The sequence below is a fragment of the Nitrospinota bacterium genome (assembly GCA_029881495.1).
Classification (GTDB): Bacteria; Nitrospinota_A; UBA7883; order JACRGQ01; family JACRGQ01; genus JAOUMJ01.
In genome coordinates this window covers 82,467-103,463 of the sequence record JAOUMJ010000005.1, presented here as the reverse complement: position 1 = coordinate 103,463, position 20,997 = coordinate 82,467, and the positions used below count along the sequence as shown (strand labels likewise).

Genomic DNA, 20,997 nt, shown 5'->3' with positions numbered 1-20,997 from the left:
TGCATGTCAATCGGGATTCTTCTCTTTTCCAAGTATTTTCAGATATACGATCTTATCATCATCTGGAGCGTAGTACTGGTCAAACAACGCTACCTGCTCAAAACCGTTGGAAAGATAAAATTTTCTCGCGGGTGCGTACACCTCTCTTGATGAGGTTTCGGCATACAGCCTCCTCCCCCCCATCTCCAGCACTCTTTTTTCTGTGATATCAAGAAGCCTCTTCCCTACCCCCTGGCTCCTGAATGAATTTTCAAGCACTATCCAATAAAGTGAAAAGCTCTCCTTGCTTGCCGGCACCGGCCCGAAACAGGTATATCCGCAGAAACGGTTTTCCAGTTCTCCCATTATGAAATAGTATCCGCTCGCTACCCCCTTTTCCAGTCTTTCACGAACCAGTTCTGCCGAGATATCTATCTCTTCTTCCGAAAATACCACCGCATCCCTTACCAGCTGTCGTATTCTCTCCACATCATCAGCATGGATATTTTCCCTCGCGTTAAAACTGAAAAAGGATATCAGGGTATGCTGTCCGGCGTGTTTGCCAGGTACGCTTTTCCTCGCTTTTTTCCTCATCATTACCTACCCCGCGCTTTCCGCGAGCCTCTTCTCATGGCACGCAAAAGCATCTTCAACTATTCTCTTTAGAACTTCCTCAAACGACATCCTGTTTCTTTCCGATGCCGCGAAAAACCCGGCATCAGGCGAAAGGCATGGATTTGTATTCACTTCCAGCACGTATGGGCGTCCGCTTTCATCTACCCTGAAATCAACCCTGCCATAACCGCCAATACCAAATATCTTCCAGCACTCTTCGGCAATTCCCGAGATCTTGTCGATAAGCGGTTTTTCCTCTTCGGCAAAATCGAAACTCCTGGTGACTTTTATATATGACTCGCTTTCGCTCTCCCATTTCGCGTCATAATCAAGAATCCGGGGTTCGTCAATTCCCCAATCATTGAACAGAAGTTCCGCTACCGGCAATACCTCAACACCGCATGGAGAGCTTATAAGAGAAACATTGAACTCTCTGCCGCCGATATATTTCTCGCCGAAATATTTCTTCCCTTCCTTCATGCTTCGTTTCTTAAGCATCTTTACAAACTCGTCGATATCCGCGACTTCAACCACACTTGCTGAATCGATCCCTACCGAGGCATCCTCCGAGACCGGCTTTATGATATATTTCCCCGTACCGGCGCTCCTGCCAAAGGTTCCGTCGATATTGATCCAGTCAGCCGTAGGTATGCCATTCTCCTTCATCTTCTCTTTCGCCAGGACTTTGTCGGTTGTTTCAATGACCGCACGGCTCCCAGACCCGGTAAACGGTATGCCATGTTTTTCGAGCAGTTCCGGAACCGCCTCAGGGCGAAAGCCACCAGTTGAAAAATTTTCCACGAGGTTGAATACCAATTCGATATTTCCCGAGTGGATAGCAGAAAGAAGGTCGCCGCCGCGCCCGCTATAAAGGTCTATTTTCGGGATAAACCCCATCTTACCAAGACATTCCGAAACATACATCACCTGATGAAAAGTATCCCGTTCGTCAGGATTGCCGTAAATATCCCGACAATCGTGCAAAACAGAAACTTTCACGCGACAACTCTTCCATTTTCCATGCTACACTTTATTCACCTTGCCGCCCCCGGTTCTTTCAAAAGCCGATTCAATGATCGCCTCTATCAGGCTTAGATATTTGATCCCCTTCTTCGTGCAGAGAATCGGCAGGTCGGATTTTTTCGGATCCAGCCCAGGGAGTGTGTTTACTTCCATAAAATTAGGTATGCCATCGGCATCCGACCGCAAGTCGACCCTTCCGCCGTCGTGACACCCCAGCTTCCTCCATATTTTCAAAGCGGTATCAGCGGCAGTCATCGCCTCATCATCATCAGCCAGGCGATATTCAACAAACTCTTCGTAACGTTCCTTATTAATAAGGGTATAACCGTTCTGCTCGGCTCCGTCCTTGTATAGTATTTCAAGGACTCCGACAATTTTGGCTGACTGACCTGTGCCCGTGATCCCAACCGTAAATTCCCTTCCTGGCAGATATGTTTCAACTATCACCGGCTGTCTGCATTCCGCTATCTTTTTAGCGACGCTCTCTTTCAGCTCTTTTAAATTGCCTACTTTTGAGCTTGCATCAATTCCTTTGCTGGTTCCTTCCGCGACAGGTTTTATGAAAAGCGGAAACCCGAGATTTACGCTATCTGCTTCATCCGCGCTATCGAGAACTTCAAAATCGGTCGTTGGAAAGCCCGCGTCTCGAACGAATCTTTTTGCAACACCTTTATGGAAGCAAATTGAAGTAACGAGCGGATCGGAAAAGGTATAAGGTATGCCATATGCGTCTAGAATTGCCGGCACCTGCGATTCCCTTCCGATCCCCAGAAGACCCTCGGCAATATTAAAGACCATGGACCACCTTCTCCCTTCTGCCAGGGATGTGACAAGGTCTTTTACATTACCTATCCTCTCGGTTTTAAAACCGAGAATATTCAGGGACTCCTCTATTGCATCAATGGTAGAATCGGAATCAAACTCCGCTGTCTCTTCAAGGGTATATCCAAGCATCTGGTAATGGCTACGCAAATCATAAGTCAATCCAATAACGGTATTTCTGTCCAAAATTATATCTACTACTCCTCTCCTCTTATCGGATTCATAGGGAATGCCGATTCCTGCGATAACAGGCTTCCAAGGTATTCGGCATTCCCTGCTTTATTCAAAACTGTGCAAATCATCCACGCTATCGATTTGCCTCGCGAATGAACAGGGGGGATTACTCCTCTGGGGCGTCTTCCGAACCTTCACCCTCGCCCTCATCTCCGCCTTCCTCGTCGCCGGAACCTTCATCGGTTGTCTCTTCATCATCCGAAGTGGTCTCCTCATCCGATGACGCTACGATCATTAAATCTTCCGATCCTGTTGTGGTCTGTGCCATCGCCAGGTTTGAAAAACCAATTGCAAGGATAAAAATACCAACAATAAACACCGTGATTAATTTAATGCTATTTTTCATATACCATTCCTATTTAAAAATTTGAACATTAGACACAACACAATCTTCCTTCTACCTGCTTGCGACCCGTCCTCTTTCCTCCTTTCTATTATTTGTTCGATTATTTACACGTTCCTGGATCTGGGTATTCGTAGATTTTCCCCTCAAAGTTTCGAAGAAGTATTTTGTTTTTATCGAAACCGAAAATATTTTCAGCAGTTACCGGTATTTTTCCGCCACCTCCAGGAGCATCAATGACGTATTGAGGCACCGCATATCCTGTGGTGTGCCCCCTGAGACTTTGAATGATCTTTATTCCTGTCTGAACAGGCGTCCTGAAATGTGATGAACCAAGGATTGGGTCACACTGGTACAGGTAATACGGGCGTACCCTCGCCGCCAAAAGACCATGAAATAGTTTTTTCAGCGTCGCCGGATCATCGTTCACCCCTTTCAACAGCACTGTCTGGCTACCGAGCGGAACGCCTGAATCGGCCAGCTTTCCGCAAGCCTCAATCGACTCCCTTGTCAGCTCCATCGGGTGGGAAAAATGAAGGCTCATCCAGACCGGTTTATGCTTTCTTAATACCTTCAGCAAACCTTTGGTAATCCTTTGCGGTAAAACCGCGTTAACCTTGGTACCAATCCTAACAATCTCGAGATGAGGAATTTTTTTCAGCCTGAAAAGGAGCCACTCCAGCTTATCGTCATCCAGCGTAAGTGGATCGCCACCTGAGATCAGCACATCCCGTATTGTCGGGGTTGACTCTATATACTCTATGGCGCGAAGCCATGTTTCTTTTCCGGCCTGAATCCTCCCTTCATGCCCTACTATCCGGGATCTCGTGCAATACCTGCAGTATGTTGAGCAAAAACCGGTCACCAGAAATAGAACTCTGTCCTTGTAACGGTGCACTATGCCTGGAACCGGATTCATGTTATTTTCTGAAAGAGGATCAATATCCTCGCCTTCTGTTATTATTCTTTCGTTATAGACCGGAACAACCATCCGCCTAATAGGATGATTGCTGTTTACCGGGTCGATCATGCTCGCATAATACGGAGTTATCCCTACGGGAAGTTGCCCCGCGCCATTTCTGAGCGCTATCGCTTCTTCCTGGGATATTTGAATTATCCTTTCAAGCTGCTCAGCATTCTTAAACCTGTTCCTCAACTGCCATTTCCAGTCGTTCCACTCCCTTGATGTTGCGTCCGGAAAATATTTTTTCCTGAATGCAGCCTTGGTATATTCCCCTGTATTGCTGAATTCGCCAGATGAAATTCCTGCCTCTTCAACAGAGGGGAATAGGACCTCTGGTATGCTTTCAAAGCCAGCCGTTTCCTTTTCGGTATGACAGAGTTCGGTTTTTTGCCCGGAGTTTACCGTAGCGCTCTTCATCTCCCTGCACCGTCCTTGGCAGAATATTTCCGATAATCTTTCAGATTGGTGGATTTCAAATACATGAAATCATTTGCGGTAATCTCATAAATAGGGTTAGACAAGCTGTCAATTACATCCGGCACTTCCATTTTCTGAATAACCAGGCTTTTCAATTTAAATTCCTCACATTTTTGTTTCGCGTTTGCGCAACCAGCGCACTCATACCCCAATTGAAGGATATTGAGTTGCAACAGATGTGCCAGAGCTATCATATTGATTTTTCAGGGAATTATGCGCCTTAAGGATTCATACAAGAACTACTGATTCCTGTTTACCCAAAAATGATTCGGCGATATATTCGAATTCAGCACCTTTAAGCTAAAAACAGGAATTCTAAAAACACATATATGCAAATATTTATATTTTTATCTGAAAATACAAATAGATATCGACAAGAAATTGAGGATTTAATATTTGCCGACTAACAAGAACTGCCAGTTCCTGTTATTCGGCGGTAGGAATTTTTTGTTCTTATCTGGCAAAACTAATTTTTGAACATCTCTTTCTTCAGGCTATATTTATTCATTAGCTTGTTCAACTGTCTTGTGGTGATTCCAGCAACATCAGCGCTTTCTGCAATTTTCCCCTTTTTCAGCGTCAGCAACTCTTTTAGATACTGCCTTTCAATATTTTCCATCGCCCTCTTTTTTACGTGAGAGATCGTATAGGCCGTGTCGACTGTCAACTTCGCAGAAGGGGCTTTTTTTGCGAAAAGTTCACCCGGAAAGCTTTCAGTAGTGAGAACAGAAGATGTTTCAAGGATATATGCTCTTTCGATTAGATTTTCAAGCTCCCTAATATTTCCTGGCCACTGATATAATTCAAAAGCCTCCATGACCTCCGGCTGTATATCATGTATCTCTTTTGTCTGTAGCCTGTTTAGTTTTTTAAGAAACCCGTCTACAAGCAAAGGGATATCCTCAATTCTTTGCCGAAGCGGGGGGACATCTATCGGAAAAACATTCAGCCTGTAGAAAAGATCCCTTCTGAATTCACCTGCATCGCACAGTTCCTCAAGATTTACGTTTGTGGCGGCGATCACCCTTGCTCCGGTTTCGATTACTTCCACCCCTCCCACTCGGCTGAATACATGGTCCTGAAGAACACTCAAGAGCTTTATCTGCGCCGCGCGCGGAATGGTTCCGATTTCATCGAGAAAAATCGTGCCGCGGTCAGCTATTTCGAATTTGCCAAGTTTCCTTTTTATCGCTCCGGTAAATGAGCCTTTTTCATGACCAAAAAGCTCGCTTTCAATAAGCGTTTCTGGAATAGCGCCGCAATGAACCGAAACGAACTGATTTTCATATTTTTCACTGTGCCGGTGAATGATCCTGGCGATAACCCCTTTTCCGACCCCCGTTTCACCATTTATAAGTACCGAGGAGTTTGTTGCGGAGACGGAGCGAACCTTATCGAAAACCGCCTTCATTGTCGGGCTGTTGGTCCGAACGACTTCCAGCGAATCGCTCTGCCAAAACTCCTTCCTTAGATAATCAAGTTCCGACTGCATCCTTTGCGCCTCATGCAGGCTCTCCGTAACGAACCTGATTTCGGCTTCGCTTAAAGGATAGGTCAGATAGTTGCTTGCCCCGGCTTTAACGGCATTTACAGCCAGGCGAACCTGCTCCTGAGGAGCAAGGACAATAATTTCAGCACTTGGAAATGTTTGCCAAAACGGACTGAGGATCTTCTTATAATTTGTCGGACCTGTATCTTCCTCGCGCGAAAGAAGCAGATCAATGTCGATAAAAATCAGTTCGTACCGCTTGTTCCTCAGTTTTGTCAGGCAGGTCTCCTTATCTTCCACCTTGTCGATGATGTAATTATCGGCTAGGCAAGTGCCGATTACTCCCGACTCACCGCTGGTTCTGGCAATTATCAGGGCCGTTTTCATGATTCAGCTCCTGTATTCCTTTTCGGGCCTGCTCTCATTTTCGCTTTTTTGGTCGTATCAATATGTTAGACGAATATCCTGAGACTATTATCTCAGACATAGATCGGTTTTGTTCCTGGCTTTCACGACTCATCCTGATTTATGCCGGGATAGGTATCGGTTCTCCATTTGGATTAACTGCAACATAAACCAGCTGAGCTTCGGTGACCTTTATTGTCTCGCCTGCCCTCATCCCCCGTTCCGCATATACGCAGACGTCTACCGTAATGGAGGTTTTGCCGATTTTTACTATCTCGCCGAAACAGCTTACGAGGTCCCCCACAAACACTGGCTTCTTGAACTGGAATTCGGTTACTGCTACGGTAACAACCCTCCCCTTCACTTTTTTACTCGCGACAACTGCGCCTGCGATATCGACCTGCGCCATTATCCAGCCTCCGAAAATGTCACCAAACGAGTTCGCGTCCCTCGGCATTGCAAGAACACGCAGATCGGGTTGTCTGTCTAAAGGGATAACGTCTTCTGAATCTGTATTCATATAATTCCTTAAATGCCAATTTTACGACATTATCGCATGTCCGTATGGATAGATATCCATAAAATTGGATATTGTATGATTATGTCGTCTCCCCTCCCCCCTATCCAACGAAATATTCAAAATGCGCCGATGACAAATTTTCTGCACAAATTGTCGGTAATTCTGTTATTGGAATTACCTGAAAAATTGAATAAAATAGCGCAGTTAGACATTTGCGTGTATTGAGGAGTTGCAAATGTATTCACTGCTGAATGTAAACGAATTGCATATGGGGCATAATGCGCTTTAAAACTTTGTTTTTGCTGCTCTTTTGGGCGGGATTTTCCGCAGACCACGCATCTGCGCTCGGGCTTGGGAACATTGAAGTAAAGGCTTCAAAGGGTAAAACCCTTACAGCTGAAATACCTGTGATAACCGACCCCGGCGAAACGGAACTGAAAGCCGAAGTAGGCACCCCTCTCGATTACCAGATGATGCAGATAAAAAGACCCGATTTCATGGATAATCTGGTTGTAAAGATCAAAAACGACCCTTCCAACCCCGCAAGGCAGAGAATTCTTGTCTATTCCGACAAACCAGTCCCGGAATCCACTTTCAACCTTGTCATCAAGGCAAGCTCCGGAAACGGAACGATAATGGAGAACTTTTTTCTGGCAATGAATTTCCGAAAGAGCCTCTCTCTTGAGCTCCCGGGAGATGAAACGATTGCCGATGCCGGGAAGAAGCCTCTCCCTCTTGAAGATAGGCCTCCTATAAAAGTCTCCACTCTCCCCCCGAAGATCAGCAATGCGCTTGTCAGGAAGAACCCGGCACAATATTCCGGCGTCGAAAAACGCGAAAGATCCCGTGTTATTCATGAAGGTGATACGCTTTTGGCAATAATCAGGTCACTTGACATCCCTGTCAGCATTCGACCGCATGTCGCCCTTGCCCTCTATAACAACAACAAACATGCCTTTATTGACGAAAACATTCACAAGCTAAAAGTAGGCGAAACGATTTCCTATGAAAATATTGAATCAAAGGCGGCACAGTATACCTTTATGGAAGCAAAGGTGGTTCTGGATGCCCATCTCGAAAAACTTAAAGCGAGGCCTGATCCCAGAGATTTTGAGGCTGATGTTCCGCTGGCAAGATTCATCCCGGACGGTGAGGTTTTAAAATTCATCGACAGGTGGAAGGCCGACTGGAAAGGAAAAGACGAGGAGGCTCTTGCAAATTACTACTCTACCGATTTCAACGATTCACGCGGACTGGGGAGGGACGACTTTCTCGGCAGGAGAATTGCCTTTAACAGGAATAAAACCAATATCGAAATAGAAATAGAAAATCCCGCCATTAAAAGAGAAGGGGATTTGGTAAAGGTCCATTTCAAGCAGTGGTTCCAAAGCGATACCTTCGCCTCTTTCGGCCTGAAGAAAATGATGATCAAAGACACTTCCAACGGCCTGAAGATAGCGAGTGAAGACTTCATCCCGAAAAAGAGTGAAGACAATAAGCGCCCATGGGTTGTCTACCTCGGGTATTCAACCGAAGCGGAAAAAACCAAATCCGGCATTGAGCGCCTCAGGGCGGCAGGATTTGAGGCATACGAGGCGAGCTCATATATTTTCCCCTCTAAAGGATTCCGCACCATTATCGGAAGGGCAAAATCCCGCTCAGAAGCTGAAGAAATTGCACGCAACTTAAAAGGACTGGGAAAAAAATTCACAAAAGTGTTAGAATTCCCTTTCGCTTTGGAGGCTAATCTTTCGGCGGAAAGGGCAGATGCCGAGTTTGTGTACAACAAGCTCAGGGAATACGGATACTCCCCTTACCTTCTGGAGAAGAGCTATTTGGGTAAGACAAGGTATGGCGTTTATCTTGGAGCTTTCGCGTCTAGGGAGAAAGCCCTCGAAGCATACAACAACATCAGGGAAAACGAATTTTCCTTTAAAATTTTAACACCGTAGGAAGGGATGAACACAAATGACCGATTCGATAAAACCGTTCAGGGGATTGCGCTACAATTTCGACATGGCAGGAAAACCGGAGACCCTGCTAGCTCCCCCTTACGACGTTATATCACCAGCTCAGCAGGACGAACTGTACAAATTAAATGAATATAATATTGTCAGACTGATCCTCGGCAAGGAATTCGACACCGACACACCAAATAACAACAGATATACCCGCTCCGCCGCCGATCTGGAAAGCTGGCTCAAAAAAGAGATACTGAAGCGGGACGAAACCGAAGCCATCTATGTGTACGCCCAGTCATACGAAGTGGAAGGGACAAAAAAGACGCGTATCGGCTTTGTCGCCAGGAAAATACTTGAGGATTTCGGGGGTTCAATCGTCCCTCACGAAAAGACTCTCGCCGGCCCGAAGGCGGATCGCTTAAACCTCACTAGAGCCTGCAGGTGCAATTTCAGCCAGATATTTGGGCTGTATACGGACAAGGAAAAAAAGAGCGACGCGCTTCTGAGTGAAATATCATCGACCGCTCCAGATATCACCACCACCACAAACGACGGATTAACGCACTCCCTCTGGGGGGTTACCGACACTAACTGGATTTCCCGCCTTGCTTCTATCGTGTCGGGAAAATCCATCCTGATAGCCGACGGACATCACAGGTATGAAACCGCACTTAACTACTACAAGGAGATGGTCGCCAAGGGGGAAGCTACCGAAGACGTGAAATACGTTATGATGTACTTCACCAATACAGAGTCGGAAGGTCTTACCATACTCCCAACGCACCGCCTGATTTTCAACCTCAAGAATTTCAACCTGGACGATTTCCTGAAAAAACTCGAATCCGAATTCTCTATCGAAAAGATATCTTCCCAAAATGGAAACAGGAACGACGATGCGGAAACAGGCCTTTCCGAAAAAATGGCGCTATCTCCCCATGGAGTATTTGGCCTCTATTCTGGAAACGGCAATTACCACTTCCTCAAGTATAAAGGAAAAGCCTCTTCGGATCCTCTTGACGAATTGGATGTCGGTATCCTGCACAACAAGATACTTGAAGCACATCTTGGAATAGGACAGAAGGAGCTTGCCGCGCAGTCGAACGTAAAATATTCGCAGGAGATACAGAAGACCGCTGAAAAGGTCGATTCGGAAGGTTTCCAGCTCGCGTTCTTCCTCAATCCCACGCCTGTCGAGCATATGCAGAAGGTCACATCAGCGGGGCTCAAGATGCCGCAGAAGTCGACTTACTTCTATCCAAAACTTGTCAGCGGCCTCGTTATTAATCCTCTTTACTAGCATATTTTGATGGAGTTGCCTTTACTATCAAGGCAACTCCTTTTTTTTGGCGGAAACGGCCTCTTCCATTTCCGCCCTGCGGCTCCATATATTTGACAGGATCGTTAACTTGAAAATTGTATCTGCGAATTTTATAACCAGCGCCTTTGATAAAGGGGGATGGCCCAAAACCGGCATGCCGGAGATCGCATTCGCGGGGCGCTCAAACGTCGGAAAATCGAGCCTCATGAACCTACTTCTGAACAGGCAAAAACTTGTAAAAACCTCCTCTTCACCTGGAAAGACCCGCTCTATCAATTTTTTCGAAATAAACGAAAAGTTCATCCTCACAGATCTCCCCGGCTACGGATTCGCCAAAGGTGATAAATCTGAAATAGCAAAATGGAAACCGATGATAGAGGAATACCTCTCCAAAAGGGAGACGCTGAAGGCGCTGATCCATATTGTCGACGTAAGGAGAGAACCTAACGATCTGGAAGTCATGCTGGCGGAATGGGTCCGGCACAAGAATATTCCGCATATACTTGTCGCGAACAAGGCGGACAAACTTTCAAAAAACAAATGCGCCCAATCCTCCGCCATCATCGAGAGAATACTCGGTGCAAAACCGATCCTCTCATCAACACTGAGCAAGCAGGGACGAAACGAGATATGGGGCGCGATCACCCCTCTTTTGATCTGAAAAGCTGTTATCTTAAAATTCTGCAAAAGTTGAAGGTTTAACGATATACTTTGTCTTAATGTGCGCCCGTGGCTCAGCTGGATAGAGCGCCGGATTCCGGTTCCGAAGATCAGAGGTTCGAATCCTCTCGGGCGCGCCAAATAAATCTGCCTCGAAAAGGGAGATGTTTTTGACAAATCCCATGAAAACGAGATTCGAAGCAGAGTGAGCGTACGCGACCGAACAGGGAGCGTTCACGGACAGGACGTCCTTTATGCGAACGGGAAGCAAAGAACAGCGGCACCACGATGCTGTCGCGTTAGCAAATTCATGCCTTTCAATAGAATCCCTCCGGTCGCAAAGATATTCTTTTGGTTTTCTCCACTTCAATCTGACCAGTTATCGATATTTTTTGCATTTTTTAGTTTACTCATTTATATTTAAATAGATTTATTGCGATGAATATTTATTAGGGGAACTGTCGGCTTAGGACGTATGGCTAGGGGACTCCTTTTGGGAGGGCATCTGCCTTGGTTCCTCTTCTCATTATTGCCGTCAGTGAACCCTGCATTATCACTGTAGCTTGTCACGGGCACAGAATGTGCGAAATACATATTACACTATCTGCATTTGCCCAAAATGCAACAATATGAAAATGATATTTAAGTCGAGAGGATCATGGGACTAATGGAATTTAAAAAGTACAAGCCAAAACCTCCTTACTACCGCGTTTGGCCAGAATTTGGGAGCTCTGGCATTTGGATCCTCGATGAACCTTTGCAGACATCAGCAGGAAAAATGATTGAACATTCTTGCCTTAAGCTACCAAAAGAACTTTGCATGGATTTCAACAAATGGATCGAATGGCATTGGAACTGCCAGCCTGATCTGCAGGGTGATAATTTCAACTGGGAAGCTTTTGATAAAGAGGGATACAAACTTGCAACACAATTAAAAAACTACCTGGACTGCGAAACATATGTTGAATATAAAAACAATCCGGTTCCAATGATGCTCAGGGTAATGCCAGACATTGGATGTTGTGTCTGGACTTATTACAAAGGAGATATTATTGGCGGGGGTTTAGAGCTCCCCTCCGATATTCAAAAACGACTTGATGATTGGAATGATTGGTATGTTGAGAGAATTGATGATTTTCACTGGTCTCATGGAAAAATCCCACCACATGTAAATTCCGAATCCCCCCCCGACAGTAAAGAAATTAATGAATTTATCGAGACTGGACGAAACATTGCCACAAGCCTCAAAGAATACATGGGCGCATATGCTAATGTATATTACGTTGACGACTACAAATCGACTAACAAGATAAAAGATCACGAAACACTGATTGAATAAGTGCTTTAAATCCTATGCTGACAAATACAATTAGAATTTTTCGAGAATTTTTCCCACCAGAGTGCTGTAAAAATGTCTTTATAACTGGTGGAGCAATTCGGGACGATATGCTTGGCGAGGATCGTGAAGATGTAGATATCATCACTTTTTTATCCAAAGACCAAATTACCCAGCTAGGCTTCAGGAAGATTCTAGGAAAATCCACTGATCCGATTTACGTACAAAAAATACCAGCAATAGGGGTCGTTGAAGCAACTATTCCCGCAGAAGGCGTAACGTTAAACGAAGAATTGCAACGAAGGGATTTTACCGTAAATGCAATAGCAATCAATCTATCCGGAGAATTTATAGATCCATTGGAAGGGTTAATCGATTTAAAGAACCGTTCTTTAAAAGCATGTACCAAAAATACGTTCATAAATGATCCGGCCAGAATTTTCCGGATGTTTCGATTTGAGGCAAATGGCTGGACGGCAACTGAAGAGACCAAATATCTAGTGGACTCAATAAACTGGAAAATTGCGCTAAATGACATCCCTGTAGAGCGCTTTACCAGGGAAATGCTAAAAGCCATGGAAGGGATGAATCCCAGCCTGTTTTTCAAACGAATGGTGGAGACAGGGATTGGAGGGTGTTACTTCCCGGAAATATTTCAAATGCAAAAGGTTCCAGCAGGTCCGGAAAAATACCACCCGGAAGGAGACCTGTTTTCACACTCTTGCGAAGTATTAGATAGGGCAGTCAGCCTTACAAACAATGCAATAGCCAGGCTGGCGGCATTTCTCCATGATATCGGCAAACTGGGTACAGATCCTGGCAATTATCCTCACCATTTTGGTCACGACGAGGCTGGTTTCCAAATTGCCGGTGAAACGTGCGATCGACTTCGTCTCTCATCGTTAATCAGGAAATCAGTCAAATGTACTTGCCGTTTACACCAGTCACTAAATGAGTGGTCGAAGATGAGAACTTCCAGCAAATTGAAAAAGGTCATGCATGCCTTAAAAGCCGGAATTGAGGGTTGGTTGCCGGATGTTATTGAAGCAGATCATGGAACACTTGATATTAAAGAATGGGAGACTGCCGTCAAAGTATGTAAAAAGACCACCAAGATGCTAGGCATTAATCCCAAAAGATTTGAAAGCATAAAACCAAACGACATTAATTCGATATTGATGCAATATCGGATAGAATGTTTTGAGAAATGTATGAAAGTTTGCAAATCTTTATGAATCACTCTTGGTTTTGCAGAAACCTTTAAATCATACAATTAAAGCTTTGAAGGCGGTCTCCTTTTAGCGGGAAACGTTTTACGAAAAAGTTCAAGATTGAGACTATAAAACAGATTACCGGGAAGGGCTATTCAGTTCCGCCTGATAGCCGGATTTGTTTACAGCATCGATGACCTGTTCGGGGGTGACCTTTTCCGGATCGTAGGTGACCGTTACGTCCCCTTCCCTCTTGGCGCGGTCAATCTTTACTTTCACTCCGCTTACGCCGTCGAGATTCTTTATTGCCCGTTTGACGGGACGTTCGCACTGTCCGCAGATCATCCCTTTTACCGTAAGGGGAATGGTCGATATTTTTTTCTCCTCTGCGTTGACGGATAGCGTGAAAAGGGGAATGGATAGCGAGAATATAAGGAGTATCGAATAGGTTCTGCATAAATGCTTCATACGTTCAATGTTAGCACCCATGAGGAACTTTACACAATCATAGGATGTGAATAGAGAATCGGGAACGTCCGAACGCCAAAAAAAAGCCCCCCTTCCCTTTACGGGAAGAGGGGCTGAAACGAATTTAAAAACTAGTTCTTGTAAGCCTTGTCAGCCACGATTATCGCGTCCGCGCTTGCAGCGGCGGCGTTAGTAATGACAGCAAGAGGCTCTACGTTAGCAGATGTGTTTTTGGTAATGTTGTCGGAGAGAGCCGCAACATCGGTAAGCCACGGGGATGTGGATGGCATCACAGGATTCCCGGCCTTATCTGGATTGGTCGAAAGCTGACCCCACTCTATCCACGCGCCATCGTATACCTTTGCCGGATTGCCAAGTATGACGTTGCTCGCAATCATCGTTACCATCGCTCGGTATGAAGTCCTGCACCAGGTGTAAACAGTTTCACCGGAGGTGTAGCCCAATGTGGTGACCAAAGTCGAAATATCAGCTTTGCTCTTGTACGCATAACCCGCTGTAGCATCCAAGAGATTCGTGTATTCGAGGTTCACAGCACCCTTGATGGTCCCTTCGAAGGCTACATAAATACACGGCGGGTTGGTTCCAGTTCCGCATCCCTGAGTTGCTGTTGTACCTGTTGTTTTTGCCGCATCGCCGTTATACTCGGCTGCGCTCCTCGCATCCCAGAGGAATGCTCCACCCGAAGGGAGGTTCTTCCCCTGCGCAACGTCGAACATTTCGCCAAGGCTTGCCTGTAGAGCGGTGTTGTCAGCTGAAAGAGATTTAACCGAGAATGTACCAGTATCAGGAGCCGTATCCGCGGTTGCCGTGAAGTATGAATCAGGAAGATCGGTAGTGTGGACAGCAAGCGCGCCATTGAGTAGCGCAAGGTGCTCCTTTTCTACGCCCCAGTATCGGAAGAGGTACCAGCCGCGGCCTGCCTGCATGGCTGGACCACCATTCGTTGCGGATCCCATAACCCAGACGATCATGTCTGCCGAAGGATCAATTCCGTACAATTTAAGAAACAGGTCCATTTTGGCGCCGCTAAGTACCATTGAAGGGGTTTCGGTCACGCCGTTTGATCGTGTCTCTACCAGACCTGAAGTTGTTACTTTATAGGACTTAATGCCGGTTCCCGACGCAAGAAATTCCCTTCCGGTACCGCCATCGGACACGCTCATAATAACGAGATTGCCGGTAATGCCTGTCGGCTTGTTCGTGGCCCAGTCATCGATCCATGTTTTAAGGGTAGCAGCTGTGATAATACCGTTGGTGTTATTGTCGTAATCCGCATCGGATGTCTGGACAATATTTGCGGCAGAATCCCATTTTGACGTTGTGTCTGTTGTATCCTCGTCCTTCGCGCATCCGCTAAGCGCCATAAGGCCCCCGAGCACAAGCGCTACTGACAAAATTCCGAAAGATCGCCACAATTTCCCCGGTACAAAGTATTTCGAATCCATGAAATTTCCCCTCTCCTAAAAAATGAAGCATATCCAATAGAACACTAATAACACTCCCAAGTGTCAAGCATCATTTTAGCTATATCCCATAAAAAGTCCAATGCAAATAACTCTTTTACCACTCGGTTATATATGTAGGGAATATTTAATTTGCAGGTAGCATAAAGAATATTTTGAATAGCTATACAATTATAGTTGTCATATAATTTCTGAGTAGGATAACAATCGTTTTGGTAAACGAATTATGCCCTTGGGATGTTTTTTCAAAAGGTTTGCAGACAATATCTTTTTTTGTAAAGGGGGGTCTTTTCGATGAGCGCAAATTTTCGATTCGGCTTGACTGGCGCTTTTGCGATAATGCTTTATTTCCTTGCGACACTGCTTCCAAGCTCTACGTCTGATTTCGGAGGCTCCGTAGCTTCAGCGGCATATACCGCCGGGAAGCTGACATCATGCTTTACCTGTCATGTCCAAAAGAAAAAGGCGGGGTATACAGACTCTGTTCAATGGCACAAGGATCATTCAAAGGTTCAGAACTCATGCCCCGGCTGTCACGGCGGGAAGCCTTGGAGCAAATCAAAGGATGCCGCCCACGCGGAGATGAGAAACAAGCCTATGACCGATACAGCCTCTTCCTGCGGTTCATGCCACATGGAGGGGATCCCCGATAAATCGAAGGATTACAATACCTCTTCAATAGATCAAGAGGTTCGCACGGCACAACTCATTAGCATGTAAAACAGGGAAAGGGGATAGCGGATGACAAGCTTGTTTCGCAACAGATACTGTTCAAGAATTATTGCCGGATTTTCCCTGCTTTTCCTTTTGGCAACCCCGGGAACGGCGTTCCCCCAGGAGGAGCAGATACCGAAGATCTTCTACTATTTCCAGTTCTGGCTACAGTCGCGCGATACCGGCTCCGGCCCGGACAAGACAGAAGCTACGAACGACATGCATTTCCGACGCAACAGGCTCGGCTTTACAGGCGAAGTTAGCGATGTCATCTCATACTACGTCCAGGCCCAATACGAACATACCCCCGACAGACGGATACGCTCCAACGGCGTTTACCCCGCCGGCGGTAACGAGGGGATGAAACTACTCGATTCGGCCCTCAGTTTCTATCTGACAGACGCTTTCCAGCTCCAGGCAGGGATGTTCAAACCCCCTTTCAGCCGCTCGAACAATGAAGGTTGCAGTTCTGCCCTTACCCTGGAGAGATCTGCTTACATATACGAACCGTACCGCCTCAGCAGGGACAACGGTTTCGCGGTATGGGGGAACCTTCTCGACGCGAAATTGAGCTACCGGCTTGGCCTCCTTGAAGGGAGAGATGGCGATTACGGCTCCAACCTGGAACCGCATTCCAATTTCCGCTATCAGGGGAGGCTTCATCTCTCGCTGCTCGACCCGGAAGCAGACTACGGGTATCTTGCCACCTACCTTGGAGGAAGGAAAGTGCTTACAATCGGAGCGGGGGTCTCGTACGAGCCTTCCGCAGTGTTCGGCAACCTTGGCGGTGTCGAACCTAGCGATGAAAAAGACTACACCGCAACAACCGTTGACCTCTTTTTCGAATATCCGATGCTGCCGGGAACGTTTACCTTCACCAGCGCAATGTTCGATTTCTCGTGGGACGGCGCATACAAGGGGAAGGAGCCCGATACGACCTCGTACGGCCTTTCCGGCGAACGAAACGGATACTATGTGGACGCCGCCTTCATGCCGAGAACAAAGATCGGTTCCGGAGAGATACAGGTTTTCGTCAAGTATGAGGATTGGAAATTCGCGAGGATCGGCACGGTTGGAAATCAGGGGCTGAACCAGACCGAGGGGGGGATCAATTACTTCATCGGCGTCATGAAATTCACCCTCGACTACTCCATGACCGCCTACAAAAAGAAGGAACTGAAAACCGATCCGACATATCCGGCATATCAGGATTTCAATACGACTACTTTCCAGGTTCAAATGATCTTCTAGGTACCGGATCGCATACAGCTCTGAAACAATAAGGCACGATAGACAGAAAAGCATCAGGAACAAGGATGGAGGAATAATAATAGTGGGAAGGAATTATTTTGGGTCGTTTCATGTCCACCCCGCGCATTTTGCCAAATTCCCCAGGTTTCATACGCCTCTCCGCAGACAGGCGCATCAGCCGGTCGCGAGGTCAAAACATACAGACAGGCTCTTACTCCGCATGAAGAAGGGGCTTCGCGCGATACTCTCACGTCCCATACCTCTTTGGACCAGAGCGAGGAGATTGCCGCTACTCTTCCCGCTCCTGTTTTTCGTTTTGGCTCTCCTGCCGGAGACTTCATACGCCCTCTCTCTTGGCAGTAGCGAAAATGTAAAATCGGCAGCCAGAGAGGGTGCGCTTCTTCTGGATGTTCGCGGATATGGGGAGTTCTCCAAGGGACATATTCCGGGCGCAGTAAACGCACCGTTCTTCGAACTTATGGACAGCACCCAGCACCTCTACCCCCCTGATGAAATAGCCGCCATCCTCGGCGATTACGGGGTAGGCCGTGATATGACCGTAATTGTTCACGGAGAGAGAGGCTCAATGTTCGCCTCATACATGGGGTGGGTGCTCGAATACCTCGGATCAAAAAACGTACTTGTCTATACCGGGGGGATCGAAGATTGGCAGGAAATCGGCGGCATACTCTCCACCGATACGATAGAGGCCGAGCCGGCCGACTTCGAGCCTGAACTTCGCGAGAATATGAGGGTCGACGCGGAATTCCTGAAACAGAACGCTGGGAGCGGAAAAATTGCGGTTGTCGACTCGCGGTCGGACCGTGAATTCCTTGGACAGGACATACGGGCTCTGAGAGGGGGGCATATCCCCGGAGCAATAAACATTGACTGGATGTTGACGATAAATCCCCAGACAGGCGACTTGGCCCCCGTAAAGAGATTGAATCAGCTCTTTGCTTCAGTTCCAAAGGATAAACCTGTCGTTGTCTACTGCCAGACAGGCGCAAGGGCAAGCATGGCCCTCCTTGCGATGAAAGCCGCCGGCTTCAGCGATGTCCGCCTCTATCCGGAATCGTGGAAGGACTGGGGAAGCAACCTCAGCCTGCCGGTGGAAGGCCAGACATTTTTTGACTTCTTTGGCGCGCAGATGAAGATGAACGACATCACAGCGGAAAACAACAGGCTTAAAGCCGAACAGAAGGCAATCAGCGACGCATCCAATGTGAACACCCTCTTCCTTCTCTTCGGAGCCATCACGGTCTATGCCGGATTTATCGTCCTTCTTGGAAGGAAGGATCACAGCATGACCACCGCGACATGGATATTGATCGCGGTACTTACCCTCTTCTCAGGCTATTTATTCGGTTACGTCGTATCTACCAAAACTGGAATACAGTCTCTAAGCGAGGAGATTGGACAGGCCGAAACCGGCGGCTACGGTAAATGAAAATTATTTGTGAGGATGCAGAACATGCCAAAAAAAATCGCGGTAATTGCAACTGACAGACAGGGGGAAGCTTTGAGGATGACCCTTGGACTGCTCCTGGCTGATGACGTCCCGACCCTTTTTCTTCTTGGCAAACTCGAAAACAGCGAGCAGAACCTCCACAATCTTGAAACAATGCAGATGATGGATGTGGAAGTTTTTTCAAACAGCGACAATCCCGGATTCACCACCATATCAAACTCGGAAATAGCCAAAAGGCTCGCCGAGGCCGACATTGTGGCCCCCTACTGAGGAGAGAAGAGGATGAAAATTTTGTTCATGCAGAAGAAACAGCCTGACAAGGATATGAAAGAGATCATTGAAGCGCTGGAAAAGGAGGGGGATGTGACTAAGATCGACCTCAACAGCGAAAAGGATTACGCGAAGATCATCGAACTGATAGACGCCAGCGACAAGATTGTCTCATGGTAACGGCGAAGGGAGGCATATTATGAAACTTGGAATTCATCTCAATACTGACAAATACCGCGATGCCGCCGTCGGCTTGGCAAATGCCGCTGTGAAACGTGGTGACGAGGTTACATTCTTCATCATGGATGCCGGGCTTCATCTTCTGAACGATGCAGCGTTTTCAGGACTCTCCAAAAATGAGAAAATCTCCATGAGCTTCTGCGAGCACAGCGCAAAATCCATGAATTTCGACGAGAGCAACATTCCGGCAGAGATAAAGGCTTCCAGCCAGCTGAACAACGCGATCATGTTCAACGAATCGGACAAGGTAATCGTCCTTTAGTTTCCACTGAATTCCCGCTTCCGCGGGAATGACATCCCTGGAACCAAAACCAGTTTATAAATCTATATAGGGAGCGGCTTTCGCCGAACCGCCAGACGACCGCGGTCTTAAGTGTAAAAAAAAAAAGGGAGCGGCTTTCGCCGCTCCCCATCAGGAAAAACTGATCCTTCTTTATTTCGTGACAGCTGTCAGATCAACGGTAATACCGCAGAGCTTCCTGTCTGTTGTAACCGGACCTGTAAGTTCGTGACATGCATTACATACACTTACCGGTTCGCCAAGCTGTTTACCGTTCGCAATGTCGAAGAGCTGTACCCCGCCATCCTCAACACCGGTTGCAGTTGCCCTTGATCGGATAGTAAGAACCGCGTATTTGCCGTCCGGTGTTGATGCCGCATCGTGATTCTCAACCTTTACCCTTGTTCCACCGATTTCTTTGGTGTTTACAAGCGGGGCCTTGGAAAGGTCTGTAGCATCGAATACCACGAACCTGTCAACACCAGCCTGGAATATCTTTGAATCATCGGGCGTCCATGATGAGCGGAACGCCATTGAAGGAAGTACGCCGGAAGCGGCTGCCGTAAGGCCTGTTAATGAGCCGGAATCAAGCACCGAGGTTGAACCCACAGTACCTGCTGTTACGTCAGCCATTTTCAGGATCCTAACATCCCAGGTGCCGTTGAACGCGGTAGAAGCCCCGCCGTTTCCTGCTGTGGTTTTCCCCATTGCCAGGTAAAGCTTGCTACCATCGGCGTTCGAACTACCGTGTGCCCAAGTGTAGTCCGTATTGTCATAGAATGAAGATACATCAGTCCTTTTAATATTGGAACCTGAAGTCAATGTCGCGCCTGCAGTAATTGCACTTTTGGGTATTGCGTCGAAATACGCCGGGGTTGCCATTCCTACCGGAATATGCACATCTGTGGTGTGGCCGGAGGCGCAGTATGCCAGCTTTCCTACCGATGAAGTGGCAGTATCAACGGAAGCATCTACGATTGTTGGTGCAGTTGTAAAAAAGTCTGCGCTATCAATATTGGTCAGGTCAACATATCCGACATGCGTCCTGCCGTTTGTCGCTCCACCTGCGGCATCCTCTTTTATGGAAGAGTAGTACAGCTTTGAAGCATCGGCGTTGAGCCTGACGTCATGGATGTTGTGAGTCTTGGCAGTGGCATATGCCTGTTCAGCGATTTTTATTCTTTTCAGTTCGTTCACGGTTATGTATGGTGTTGCCGAAGGATCAATAGTCACCTTTGCAACGGCAACGTGTGCGCCATCGGTTGACGCGACAAACAATCTCCCTTCATAGGTAGTATTCGTGGTCTTCTCATCTTCGGTCTTTGCGCAACCAGCGTATACCGCTATTCCGGTGGCCAAAGCCACAGCTGTGAATATTGATAGCGTAATACGCGTGCTAAGATATTTCCTGAAATTTCCCATTTTAAACCCTCCCTCTCTGTTTTAAGTACACCTGTAAAAC

The 20,997-nt window shown here is 46.9% G+C and carries 21 protein-coding genes and 1 tRNA gene; 12 read left to right on the top strand and 10 right to left on the bottom strand.

Features of this window, described 5'->3' with window-relative positions:
• Positions 1 to 6 precede the first annotated feature (6 nt).
• The 7 genes from OEY64_03575 to OEY64_03545 form a co-directional block, all read right to left on the bottom strand.
• Complete coding sequence (locus tag OEY64_03575) at positions 7 to 576, bottom strand: GNAT family N-acetyltransferase (protein MDH5542026.1); 570 nt, start codon at positions 574 to 576, stop codon at positions 7 to 9.
• Positions 577 to 579: 3 nt separating this feature from the next.
• A complete protein-coding gene (locus OEY64_03570) occupies positions 580 to 1,593 on the bottom strand; it encodes a hypothetical protein (GenBank protein ID MDH5542025.1) in 1,014 nt (337 codons plus the stop codon).
• Positions 1,594 to 1,617: 24 nt separating this feature from the next.
• Entirely contained in the window at positions 1,618 to 2,625 is a 1,008-nt protein-coding gene (locus tag OEY64_03565) for a D-alanine--D-alanine ligase (protein MDH5542024.1), read from the bottom strand.
• Between the two features lie 154 nt (positions 2,626 to 2,779).
• Complete coding sequence (locus OEY64_03560; GenBank protein ID MDH5542023.1) at positions 2,780 to 2,908, bottom strand: hypothetical protein; 129 nt, start codon at positions 2,906 to 2,908, stop codon at positions 2,780 to 2,782.
• Positions 2,909 to 3,119: 211 nt separating this feature from the next.
• Complete coding sequence (locus OEY64_03555) at positions 3,120 to 4,397, bottom strand: KamA family radical SAM protein (GenBank protein MDH5542022.1); 1,278 nt, start codon at positions 4,395 to 4,397, stop codon at positions 3,120 to 3,122.
• A 526-nt stretch (positions 4,398 to 4,923) separates the two neighbouring features.
• A complete protein-coding gene (locus OEY64_03550) occupies positions 4,924 to 6,333 on the bottom strand; it encodes a sigma-54 dependent transcriptional regulator (protein ID MDH5542021.1) in 1,410 nt (469 codons plus the stop codon).
• 139 nt (positions 6,334 to 6,472) lie between these two features.
• On the bottom strand, positions 6,473 to 6,871 hold the full coding sequence (locus OEY64_03545; protein MDH5542020.1) for an acyl-CoA thioesterase: 399 nt from the start codon (positions 6,869 to 6,871) through the stop codon (positions 6,473 to 6,475).
• A 293-nt stretch (positions 6,872 to 7,164) separates the two neighbouring features.
• Here OEY64_03545 and OEY64_03540 point away from each other — a divergent pair, with 293 nt between their 5' ends.
• From OEY64_03540 to OEY64_03515, 6 genes are all read left to right on the top strand, one after another.
• Positions 7,165 to 8,823, top strand: a complete 1,659-nt coding sequence (locus OEY64_03540) for an SPOR domain-containing protein (protein ID MDH5542019.1) — start codon at positions 7,165 to 7,167, stop codon at positions 8,821 to 8,823.
• A 16-nt stretch (positions 8,824 to 8,839) separates the two neighbouring features.
• Positions 8,840 to 10,129, top strand: a complete 1,290-nt coding sequence (locus OEY64_03535) for a DUF1015 domain-containing protein (GenBank protein ID MDH5542018.1) — start codon at positions 8,840 to 8,842, stop codon at positions 10,127 to 10,129.
• 109 nt (positions 10,130 to 10,238) lie between these two features.
• Positions 10,239 to 10,811: a ribosome biogenesis GTP-binding protein YihA/YsxC gene (yihA, locus tag OEY64_03530; protein MDH5542017.1), complete on the top strand. Its 573-nt coding sequence runs from the start codon at positions 10,239 to 10,241 to the stop codon at positions 10,809 to 10,811.
• Positions 10,812 to 10,873: 62 nt separating this feature from the next.
• Positions 10,874 to 10,950: transfer RNA gene (locus tag OEY64_03525), tRNA-Arg, on the top strand.
• Between the two features lie 527 nt (positions 10,951 to 11,477).
• Entirely contained in the window at positions 11,478 to 12,149 is a 672-nt protein-coding gene (locus tag OEY64_03520; protein MDH5542016.1) for a hypothetical protein, read from the top strand.
• A 14-nt stretch (positions 12,150 to 12,163) separates the two neighbouring features.
• Positions 12,164 to 13,381: an HD domain-containing protein gene (locus OEY64_03515; protein ID MDH5542015.1), complete on the top strand. Its 1,218-nt coding sequence runs from the start codon at positions 12,164 to 12,166 to the stop codon at positions 13,379 to 13,381.
• Between the two features lie 114 nt (positions 13,382 to 13,495).
• Here the strand turns inward: OEY64_03515 and OEY64_03510 are convergent, their stop codons facing one another.
• Positions 13,496 to 13,825: a cation transporter gene (locus OEY64_03510; protein MDH5542014.1), complete on the bottom strand. Its 330-nt coding sequence runs from the start codon at positions 13,823 to 13,825 to the stop codon at positions 13,496 to 13,498.
• A 131-nt stretch (positions 13,826 to 13,956) separates the two neighbouring features.
• Positions 13,957 to 15,240 (bottom strand): rhodanese-like domain-containing protein, encoded by a 1,284-nt coding sequence (locus OEY64_03505; protein ID MDH5542013.1) that lies wholly within the window; start codon positions 15,238 to 15,240, stop codon positions 13,957 to 13,959.
• Between the two features lie 363 nt (positions 15,241 to 15,603).
• Between OEY64_03505 and OEY64_03500 the strand changes: the two genes are divergently transcribed.
• The 6 genes from OEY64_03500 (at position 15,604) to OEY64_03475 (ending at position 19,517) form a co-directional block, all read left to right on the top strand.
• The gene (locus OEY64_03500; GenBank protein MDH5542012.1) at positions 15,604 to 16,029 is read left to right on the top strand and encodes a hypothetical protein; all 426 of its coding nucleotides are present in this window, start codon (positions 15,604 to 15,606) and stop codon (positions 16,027 to 16,029) included.
• Positions 16,030 to 16,050: 21 nt separating this feature from the next.
• Positions 16,051 to 17,274, top strand: coding sequence for a selenite/tellurite reduction operon porin ExtI (gene extI, locus OEY64_03495; protein MDH5542011.1), 1,224 nt, complete (start codon positions 16,051 to 16,053; stop codon positions 17,272 to 17,274).
• A gap of 82 nt (positions 17,275 to 17,356) precedes the next feature.
• Entirely contained in the window at positions 17,357 to 18,724 is a 1,368-nt protein-coding gene (locus OEY64_03490; GenBank protein MDH5542010.1) for a rhodanese-like domain-containing protein, read from the top strand.
• A gap of 24 nt (positions 18,725 to 18,748) precedes the next feature.
• Positions 18,749 to 19,015, top strand: coding sequence for a hypothetical protein (locus tag OEY64_03485; protein MDH5542009.1), 267 nt, complete (start codon positions 18,749 to 18,751; stop codon positions 19,013 to 19,015).
• 12 nt (positions 19,016 to 19,027) lie between these two features.
• Positions 19,028 to 19,195: a hypothetical protein gene (locus OEY64_03480; GenBank protein ID MDH5542008.1), complete on the top strand. Its 168-nt coding sequence runs from the start codon at positions 19,028 to 19,030 to the stop codon at positions 19,193 to 19,195.
• A 19-nt stretch (positions 19,196 to 19,214) separates the two neighbouring features.
• Positions 19,215 to 19,517, top strand: coding sequence for a DsrE family protein (locus tag OEY64_03475; GenBank protein ID MDH5542007.1), 303 nt, complete (start codon positions 19,215 to 19,217; stop codon positions 19,515 to 19,517).
• A 171-nt stretch (positions 19,518 to 19,688) separates the two neighbouring features.
• On the opposite strand, the gene OEY64_03470 is transcribed toward OEY64_03475, so the two are convergent.
• Complete coding sequence (locus tag OEY64_03470) at positions 19,689 to 20,957, bottom strand: hypothetical protein (GenBank protein ID MDH5542006.1); 1,269 nt, start codon at positions 20,955 to 20,957, stop codon at positions 19,689 to 19,691.
• Between the last annotated feature and the right edge of the window lie 40 nt (positions 20,958 to 20,997).

Excerpts from the sequence above, each read along its gene's own strand:
- OEY64_03575 (MDH5542026.1), bottom strand. The coding sequence starts at position 576 with ATGATGAGGAAAAAAGCGAGGAAAAGCGTACCTGGCAAACACGCCGGA.
- OEY64_03560 (MDH5542023.1), bottom strand. The coding sequence starts at position 2,908 with ATGATCGTAGCGTCATCGGATGAGGAGACCACTTCGGATGATGAAGAG.
- OEY64_03555 (MDH5542022.1), bottom strand. The coding sequence starts at position 4,397 with ATGAAGAGCGCTACGGTAAACTCCGGGCAAAAAACCGAACTCTGTCAT.
- OEY64_03550 (MDH5542021.1), bottom strand. The coding sequence starts at position 6,333 with ATGAAAACGGCCCTGATAATTGCCAGAACCAGCGGTGAGTCGGGAGTA.
- OEY64_03545 (MDH5542020.1), bottom strand. The coding sequence starts at position 6,871 with ATGAATACAGATTCAGAAGACGTTATCCCTTTAGACAGACAACCCGAT.
- OEY64_03535 (MDH5542018.1), top strand. The coding sequence starts at position 8,840 with ATGACCGATTCGATAAAACCGTTCAGGGGATTGCGCTACAATTTCGAC.
- OEY64_03520 (MDH5542016.1), top strand. The coding sequence starts at position 11,478 with ATGGAATTTAAAAAGTACAAGCCAAAACCTCCTTACTACCGCGTTTGG.
- OEY64_03515 (MDH5542015.1), top strand. The coding sequence starts at position 12,164 with ATGCTGACAAATACAATTAGAATTTTTCGAGAATTTTTCCCACCAGAG.
- OEY64_03510 (MDH5542014.1), bottom strand. The coding sequence starts at position 13,825 with ATGAAGCATTTATGCAGAACCTATTCGATACTCCTTATATTCTCGCTA.
- OEY64_03500 (MDH5542012.1), top strand. The coding sequence starts at position 15,604 with ATGAGCGCAAATTTTCGATTCGGCTTGACTGGCGCTTTTGCGATAATG.
- extI (MDH5542011.1), top strand. The coding sequence starts at position 16,051 with ATGACAAGCTTGTTTCGCAACAGATACTGTTCAAGAATTATTGCCGGA.
- OEY64_03485 (MDH5542009.1), top strand. The coding sequence starts at position 18,749 with ATGCCAAAAAAAATCGCGGTAATTGCAACTGACAGACAGGGGGAAGCT.
- OEY64_03480 (MDH5542008.1), top strand. The coding sequence starts at position 19,028 with ATGAAAATTTTGTTCATGCAGAAGAAACAGCCTGACAAGGATATGAAA.
- OEY64_03475 (MDH5542007.1), top strand. The coding sequence starts at position 19,215 with ATGAAACTTGGAATTCATCTCAATACTGACAAATACCGCGATGCCGCC.
- OEY64_03470 (MDH5542006.1), bottom strand. The coding sequence starts at position 20,957 with ATGGGAAATTTCAGGAAATATCTTAGCACGCGTATTACGCTATCAATA.